6 protein-coding genes are annotated in these 8,633 nt (G+C 54.6%); 4 read left to right on the plus strand and 2 right to left on the minus strand.

Going from position 1 to position 8,633, the window contains the following annotated elements; translation table 11 throughout:
- Positions 1-168: 168 nt before the first annotated feature.
- Entirely contained in the window at positions 169-1,020 is an 852-nt protein-coding gene (locus FJ147_25315; GenBank protein ID MBM4259206.1) for an LLM class F420-dependent oxidoreductase, read from the plus strand.
- A gap of 162 nt (positions 1,021-1,182) precedes the next feature.
- Here the strand turns inward: FJ147_25315 and FJ147_25320 are convergent, their stop codons facing one another.
- The gene (locus tag FJ147_25320) at positions 1,183-2,652 is read right to left on the minus strand and encodes an NAD(P)/FAD-dependent oxidoreductase (protein MBM4259207.1); all 1,470 of its coding nucleotides are present in this window, start codon (positions 2,650-2,652) and stop codon (positions 1,183-1,185) included.
- A 384-nt stretch (positions 2,653-3,036) separates the two neighbouring features.
- Between FJ147_25320 and FJ147_25325 the strand changes: the two genes are divergently transcribed.
- The 3 genes from FJ147_25325 to FJ147_25335 all read left to right on the plus strand — a co-directional run bounded on the left by FJ147_25325 (position 3,037) and on the right by FJ147_25335 (position 6,437).
- The gene (locus tag FJ147_25325; GenBank protein ID MBM4259208.1) at positions 3,037-3,798 is read left to right on the plus strand and encodes an SDR family oxidoreductase; all 762 of its coding nucleotides are present in this window, start codon (positions 3,037-3,039) and stop codon (positions 3,796-3,798) included.
- 189 nt (positions 3,799-3,987) lie between these two features.
- Entirely contained in the window at positions 3,988-5,175 is a 1,188-nt protein-coding gene (locus tag FJ147_25330) for an acyl-CoA dehydrogenase (protein MBM4259209.1), read from the plus strand.
- Positions 5,176-5,294: 119 nt separating this feature from the next.
- The gene (locus FJ147_25335) at positions 5,295-6,437 is read left to right on the plus strand and encodes an acyl-CoA dehydrogenase (GenBank protein ID MBM4259210.1); all 1,143 of its coding nucleotides are present in this window, start codon (positions 5,295-5,297) and stop codon (positions 6,435-6,437) included.
- 113 nt (positions 6,438-6,550) lie between these two features.
- Here FJ147_25335 and FJ147_25340 read toward each other — a convergent pair whose 3' ends face one another.
- Positions 6,551-8,449 (minus strand): hypothetical protein, encoded by a 1,899-nt coding sequence (locus FJ147_25340; protein ID MBM4259211.1) that lies wholly within the window; start codon positions 8,447-8,449, stop codon positions 6,551-6,553.
- Positions 8,450-8,633: the final 184 nt, after the last annotated feature.

Below are 8,633 nucleotides of genomic sequence, written 5' to 3' on the forward strand. Positions count from 1 at the left end.
ACTCAGAAATGGGCTCCTGCAGCACCATTGGCAACGCCGGTCTTAGCTTGTCGGGGCCGTGCCGCCAAGCATAGCACTGTCTCGTTTCTGCCTCCACGCTCCGCGCCGCGCGCTGTGGAGGACTCAGAATTACGTTTCCATCATGTCACATCATAAAAGGAGGACGTCATGAAAGTCGGAGTATTTCTTCTGCCATCGCAAGAGTCAGCTGATCCTGCGATCGTCGCTAAACGCGCTGAAGAGTTAGGCTTTGCTTCGTTCTGGGTACCGGAACATGCAGTACTGCCAGTCAACTACAGCTCAAAATATCCGGGAACACCGGATGGGCGGATTCCGCCAGCGGTCGGAGTCATTGCTGATCCGTTCGTTGCGTTGGCCCGTGCATCAGCCACGACAACCAAGATTCAGCTCGGTACAGGTGTCTGCCTCGTGCCAGAGCGCAATCCACTAGTGATGGCTAAAGAGATCGCCACGCTTGATCACTTCTCAGGTGGCCGGTTCCTGTTTGGTATTGGTGCAGGTTGGTTAAAGGAAGAAAGCGAGATCATGGGCGCCGATTTCCAACATCGCTGGACGCAGACGCGCGATGCGATCTACGCGATGAAAGAGTTATGGACCAAAGAAGAGTCATCCTATTACGGCGCGTATTACAACTTCCCGCCGGTGCGCTCGTTCCCGAAACCTGCGCAAAAGCCACATCCACCAGTGTTGCTTGGTGGTTCATCGAAGTATGTCTACAAACGCATTGCTGAATGGGGAGATGGTTGGCTGCCGACCGGGATGAAGATCGACAAGATTCAAGAAGGCTGGGCGACGATTACCAATCTCGCCAAAGAGAAAGGCCGTGATCCCAAATCACTCACACTGATTGTTTTTGGCGCGCCAGGACAGTTCCGAACAAAGGAAGACCTCAAGCCGCTTGCAAGCATCGGTGTCACCCATGCCACAATCTGGTTGAAGAAGACTGACAAGGCCGGGGCGGTTGCTGAAGTGGAAGAGTTGGCGAAAGCGGTGTTGTGAAAAACGTAAAACGTAAAGGGATTTCAGTGTAGGCCGGAATAAGCGGAGCGTTTCCGGCAGAGCGAGCCGGGAACGGCGTACCGCCTTATCCCGGCCTACGATGACTGGACGCCCCTCTCCAGTCATGGAGAGGGGCTAGGGGTGAGGTTCCACCCCGAGTAATCAACCCACCGCCTGCACCTCAAACGCCTTCCTATCCTCCTGATGCGTCTGCTCAACAAACGCATCCATCGAGTGAGGCCACTGGGTCACAAGGCGACCTGAACTGGAACGATAATAAAAATCGTTGCCACATTGCGCCTGCCAGACGTCGACTTTGCCAATATCTTTCTGTAGCTGATTGTTGAATGCGGTCATGACTTCAGGACGGACATCGATCCAGGCAAGTTTCTCTGCCTCCATGCGTTTGATCTGACGCATGATGTAATCAACTTGCTGCTCTAACATGAAGATAATGCTGCCTTGGTTAGTATTGGGACCATAGAGCATAAACAGATTGGGGAAACCACTGGTTGTGATGCCAAGATACGCTTGCGCACCGTCGTTCCAGGCTTCTTTGAGTGGCCGCCCACCGCGCCCTGTCACATCAAGTGCAGCGAGGTACGTGGTCGTCTCAAAGCCGGTCGAGTAGATAATAGTGTCGACTTCGTGGAGCTTGCCATCGACCGTGATAATCCCCTTCGCCGTGACTTTTTCGATCGTCTCGGTGATGAGGTTAACGTTATCGCGATTAAAAACCGGATAATACACATCCGAGAACAGTGGCCGTTTGCAGCCGAACGGATGGTTTGGTGTGAGCTTGCGGCGCACTTCAGGATCTTTCACCTCGGCCAATCGTTCAAGCCCGGCCTTCTCAATATCAGCTAGCACCTTCTTATCGTCGAAGGTGCACAGTGTGTTCCAGGTGCGATAGATATTTTCTCGCGACTGACGCACCAATTCTGGATTTTTGCGGAAGGAGTCGAGATCTTCTGCCGTGTATGGCGTATTGCCTTTCGGCACCACCCAGTTAGCCGTGCGTTGAAAGAGATGCAATTCACCGACCTTCGGGGCAATCTCCGGCACAAACTGAATTGCGCTGGCGGCAATGCCGATCACGCCAACCCGTTCACCACTAATATCGTGCTGATGATTCCACCGCGCTGAGTGGAAGTAGGTTCCCTGAAAATCATGAATACCCGGAATGGTTGGCCACACGAGATTGTTGAACATTCCCAAAGCACTCACGACGATCGGTGCTTCGATCGTTTCACCCGTACTGGTCACCACCTGCCACTGGTTCTTGTCGTCCTGCCAGCGTACCGAAGCCACTTGCGTCTTGAATTGGATATGACGCCGGACATCGTATTTGTCGGCGCAGTGATTGAGATAGACGAGAATTTCGGCCTGACCGGCGAATGGTTTCGACCAATCGTTCTTTTGCTCAAAGGAATACGAATACAGGTGTGATTGCACATCGCACTCAGCGCCAGGATAGGTGTTATGCCACCACGTGCCGCCCAGTCCGTCCGCTTTTTCCAGCATGACGAAATCCTCAATACCAGCTTTCTTGAGCTGGATGGCCATACACAGGCCACCGGACCCGGCACCAATAATCACCACGCGATAGTGCGACTTTTTGTTCTGACTCATGCGACCTCCGATTGCAGAGCTCCTTGCATCCAACAAGGGCTAGACGAATGTACATGGTTCTGCCACCTTTTCAAATGTAGTGCTTAGTACTGTGCGCACGAAATACGCAGTGAGATCACAGTACCGTCATTCCGGGCGAGCAGCGCGAGACCCGGAATCCAGGAGGTAACACCAGCGGCCAGTACCCTATGCTCCTGGATTCCCGCCTATGCGGGAATGACGGGCTAGTACGGGCGGATGACGACAGCACAGTCCCAGAGTTAGAACCCATCACGTAATGCCTACATACAGTACGTAGGCCCCCTTGCAAAGTTGGCAGTAGTCGGCTTTCTCTAGAACAACTTTGGACTTTAGACTTTGGACATTGCCAAAAGGAGAATACTCATGGCTGGATTAGTCGCTGGAAAAATCGCGTTGGTCACAGGTGGAGGTTCAGGCATTGGCCGTGCCACCTCTTTGATCTTTGCCCGTGAAGGCGCGAAGGTTGTCGTTGCTGATATTGTCGTCGCTGGTGGCGAAGAAACCGTCCAAATGATCAAAGCTGCCGGTGGTGATGCGATCTTCGTCAAAGCCGATATGAGCAAAGCGGCTGATATCGAAGCGATGGTGAAGAAAGCTGTGGACACCTATGGGCGCCTTGATTATGCCCATAACAACGCTGGTATCGAAGGAACGACACGCAAGACCATCGATTACACTGAAGAAGAATGGGACCGCGTTATCGACATCAACCTTAAAGGCGTATGGCTGTGCATGAAGTATCAAATTCCGCAAATGCTCAAACAAGGTGGCGGTGCGATCGTCAACACTGCGTCTGATGCCGGTTTACTTGGCGTCCCGCAAATGCCTGCCTATGTTGCCAGCAAACACGGTGTCGTCGGCCTCACCAAAACCGCTGCACTCGAATACGCCAAGCAGAACATTCGTATCAACGCCGTGTGTCCAGGAGTGATTAAAACGCCAATGGTCGATCGCATTACTGGCATGCGTCCTGGTCGAGCAGAACGCATGACCGCCGCAGAACCAGTGGGACGCATGGGCAAGCCAGAAGAAATCGGCGAAGCAGTCGTGTGGTTGTGCTCAGATGCGGCTTCCTTTGTCACCGGTTTGGCAATGCCGGTTGATGGTGGCGTTGCGGCGCAGTAGTGTAGTACCCAGTCACACTGGGTTTGAGGGGAGATCTCCGTCATGCCCGCGCAGGCGGGCATCCAGGATCTTCAAGCTGAGGCTTTTGGTTCATCCTCCTGGATTCCCGCTCTCGCGGGAATGACGCCATTGCGACCTCCTTTCAAAATTAACGTGACTGATCAGTAGATTCTCCAGGAGGGACAACCGATGGCCGACCTCGAACAATTTCGTGCAGACACACGCAAGTGGTTATTAGACAATTCCCCACAAGGAGTGAGGGGGATGATCCTCGCACTGGGTGAGGGGAATTGGGGTGGACGCAAAGCGAAGTATCCTGATCCCGATATGAAACGTTGGCTGGAGGTAATGGCTGCACGTGGGTGGACTGCACCTGAATGGCCCAAACAATACGGCGGCGGTGGATTATCAAAAGCCGAAGCCAAAGTTCTGCGTGAAGAAATGGTGGCGCTGAAGTTGCCCGAGCCGCTGTCTGGATTTGGCTTGACGATGATTGGCCCAACGTTACTGCAGTTTGGCACTGAAGAACAAAAGATTGAACATCTTCCTAAGATTGTCAGGGGCGAGATCCGTTGGTGCCAAGGGTATTCAGAGCCAGGCTCGGGCAGTGACCTCGCCTCGCTGCAGACCAAAGCCGTACAGAATGGCGACTTCTTCGTCATCAACGGCCAGAAAGTGTGGACATCCTATGCCAATCTTTCCGATTGGATGTTCATGCTGGTGCGCACTGATCCGAGTGCCAAGAAGCAAGAAGGAATTACGTTTATCCTGGTCGACATGACCACAACTGGCGTAGAAACACGCCCGATCAAATTGATCAGCGGCTCCTCACCTTTTTGTGAAACATTCCTCACTGATGTCCAAGTTCCAGTGAAGAACGTCATCTTCAAGGTGAATCAGGGATGGACAGTTGCTAAAGCGTTACTCAATCACGAGCGTTCGATGATCGCCTCTGCCTTCGGTGGTGGTGGTAAAAAGCGCACGATGAAAGATTGGGCAGAAGACTATGTTGGCCTTGAAGACGGTTGCGTTGCTGATGCCACCCTGCGCCATCGTATCGCGCAATATGAAATGGACAACCTCGCGTTCAAACTTACTGCCGATCGTTCACGTGATGCCGCCAAAGCAGGTCGTCCGCCCGGACCAGAAAGCTCGATGTTCAAAATTTATGGCACCGAACTCAACCAGCGGCGGCAGGAACTCTTACTCTCGATCGCAGGCCCTCATGCCCTTGGCTGGGAAGGCGAAGGGTTCACTGAACGTGAGATTGCCCTGACCCATGACTGGCTACGCTCACGTGGCAACAGTATCGAAGGCGGAACGAGCGAGATTCAGTTGAATATTATTGCGAAGAGGGTGTTGGGGTTGCCGGATTAAACGCGAATTAGGGACTAGGGTCTTGGGACTTGGGGCTTGTAGGAGGGGACCAGCCCCTAACCCCTAGCCCCCAGCCCCATAGCTTTCTACTGCCTACTTTTTTCGTTTAAGGATCTCCCATGGAACTCGTACTCACAGAAGACCAAGAATTATTAGCCAAAACTGCGGCAGACTTTGTTCGCCAACATTCGCCGGTCAGTCGCATTCGCGCACTGCGTGATGCCAATGATGCCATCGGCTTTTCCCGTGACTTGTGGAAACAGATGGCTGAACTTGGCTGGACTGGCATTCTTATTCCTGACACCTACGGCGGTGCAGGTATGGGGCTTGCCGATCTTGCGGTTGTCCTGGAAGCACTGGGACGCACCCTCGCGCCAGAGCCGTTTCTTTCGACCGTGCTGCTTGCTGGAGAGTTACTGAATCACGCTGGCAGTGAGGCGCAGAAACAAGCCTGGCTTTCAGGTATCGCCAGTGGCGAGAAGATTCTTACGGTTGCCTATCAAGAGTCGCGCAGTCGTTATGATCTGAATCGCGTCACTACTAAAGCCGAGCGCCAAGGGCAAAGCTGGGTGCTCTCTGGCGAGAAGATTCAGGTGCTCGATGGTCAGGCTGCAGATGCCTTCATCGTTTCCGCTCGCACGTCTGGCAATGCGAACGACACGCAAGGCATTACCCTCTTCCTCATCGCCAAAGACACACCAGGAGTGAAGCTCACACCACTCCAGCGGGTCGATAATCGGGCGTCAGTCATTCTCACACTCGATGGCGTCAAGGTTGGACAAGACAGCATTGTCGGTTCGCTCGATGGAGGATACGAGTCGTTGTCACACGTTGTTGATCGTGCAACGATTGGCCTGTGCGCCGAAATGCTCGGTGGCATGAGCCAAATCTTCGACGACACAATCGCCTATCTTAAAACCCGCCAGCAATTCGGCGCGCTGATTGGCACCTTCCAAGGCTTGCAGCATCGCGCCGCTCGACTCTTCATGGAGCTTGAGCTAGCGCGATCAACGGTTATGGCTGCAGCACGAGCTGCGGATGCCAATGAACCAGACTGGCAATCACTGATCTCGCTAGCCAAAGCGCGTTGTTCAGACACATACATCCTCGCCGGAAACGAAGGTGTACAAATGCATGGTGGCATCGGCATGACCGACGAGCACGATGCCGGGTTCTACCTCAAACGGGCACGGGCGACGGAGATGACTTTTGGTGATGCGGCGTGGCACCGTGAGCGGTGGGCGAGACTACGGCAGTATTAGCAAAAGCTTCTTTGTGGCAATGTTGGCTCTATATTGAGGGATCGGGTCATCGGGTGACTGAGTCATCGAGCAAGTGACGAAAACTTTTTTCAATGACCCGATGATGCAATGACTCAATGAGTACATGGCCCGATCGCCCGATCACTCAATTCTTCCAGAAGTGCCTTCGCCTCTTGCAAATCTTTGGTGTCAAACCCTTCGGTGAACCACTCATAAATCTCAGATAACATGTTGAGTGCCTCAGCGAGTGTAGCACGTAATGCGTGATAGGTGGCGTGTTGCCGCAAACGGACCAAGCTCATCACTGCGCGTAACTCCAGCAACTTTGCCTCCTGTTGGCGGGCAATGGCGATGGCTTTGAGGAAGTACCCCTCAGCCTCATCCTCGACCTCCATCGGGACTAGGGGCTTGGGACTTGGGGCTTGTAAGGAGGAGGAGCTAACCGCTCTGGAATTTTTGCTTTCGGTCTTTTGTCGTTTGTCTTTGCCAACCCCTAATCCCCAACCCCCAACCCCCTTTTGTAGCGTCAGCTCGCCCTTGAGCCGATACAACTCCGCCTCGAACACTCGTTCACCGCTCTGAGCCACTTCCGTGAGTGCTTCACCAACGACCTGCATCCCTTCCTCAAACTGGCCCACCTGACCACACGCTTCCCCGAGGGCGGCAAGTACCTGCGAGTGACCAAGGCGAATATCAATCTCTTGTAGCGCGCACAATGCTTGGCGAATCTGAGCAATCCCTTCTTCTTCCTGCCCCTGTTCTACTAAGGCCCAGCCATGATCGAAGAGTCCTTGTCGCTGAAAATACGAAAACCCGTGCTCATGGGCGTGCGTCATGAGCGCTGCGGCAGACGCTTGGGCTGCCACGCCTTCGCGACGCAAGAGATAGACACGGCTCCTACACTCTAGGGCGAAGGCGAGGCTGTGAGGGTCAAGCAATCGCTGTGCGACGATCACGGCCTCTTGGATCATCGATAACGCTTGAGCCGGATACCCAAGCGCTGCGAGTGTGAAAGAGGCATAGGAACGACACGCTACACCTGGGTCGAGCGTAAACTCCGTGCGAGAAGGGGCTGCATGTGCTGTCGCGAGGACAATCCCTTTTTCGAGATGTTCGCGGGCAGCCACTAAGTGGCCTTGCCAAAAGAGCGGGGTGCCGAGGAGTCGTCGCGCTTGAATCTCGAAGTTCAGCTGGGTGTCGTGCTGGGCTAACGGCAAGAGCTGTTCTCCAAGGGCGAAGGTCGCAGCGAAGTCCCCGTGCGCCATAGAGTACCCACCGAGCCCCGACAAAATCGAGCACCGGTGCGGGTGGTTTGGCAACTGCTCACACAGAGCTGCCGCATGCTGGTAGGCGCGTTCGACCTCTGGTGCGCCATGGCCTTTGCCTGCCACAAGGGCTGGGCCCAATACGAGATGCAAGGCGAGGTCCTGCTGCACGCGTTCCAGGGTGTCCGGCCATGCCCTCAGCGTCTCAATAGCATGCGACAGCAACGCGATGGCTTCAATATGCGCACCACGACCCAACACGTTCTCTCCGGCCCGTTGAAGAAAGTGCACCGCCCGCGCATGATCCCGCCCGCGCTCAAAATGCACGGCAAGCTCCGCCGCGACCTCACTCGCACGCTCGCCATAACCTGTTTCTGTTCGCAGGCCAATCTGTTGATGCCATCGTGCGCGCCGACTCGGGCTCACTTGTTGATACAGCACCTCTTGATACAACGCATGCCGAAACCCATAGTGCCCGTTCACCGTCCCATCCGGCCATCGCTCCACTCCTCGCTCGACCAGAAATTGGCCGCGTCGCACCAACTGCTCACAGATGGTGTCAATCTCGTCACTCGGCCTCCCCAGTCCCGCTACGACTTGCGCCACGCTAAACACTACACCCCCAACACTGCCTATCGCCAAGACCTCCTGCTCTACTGCCGCTAAGCGTCCGACCTGCGCTTCAATGATCTCACGTAACTGCCGTGGGAGCCGCGTCTCCATCCCCTGTACTGCCACAGGGTCCAAGGCGCCTTCTCCTTGTTGCGCGAGATAGTCCGTTAGGCGGTGGCAGGAAACAACTTACCGCAATAGTGATTGACCGGAGTGGAGAGCCTCTGCACAAGAGCAGGGATGAGAGACGAGACCATTGTGTGCTGGCTTCGGTCTAAGTATCGAAGTCTGGTCGAAGAGCTGGATGAACGCGGGCGAC

The sequence above is a fragment of the Deltaproteobacteria bacterium genome, assembly GCA_016874775.1.
Classification (GTDB): Bacteria; Desulfobacterota; Binatia; order Bin18; family Bin18; genus VGTJ01.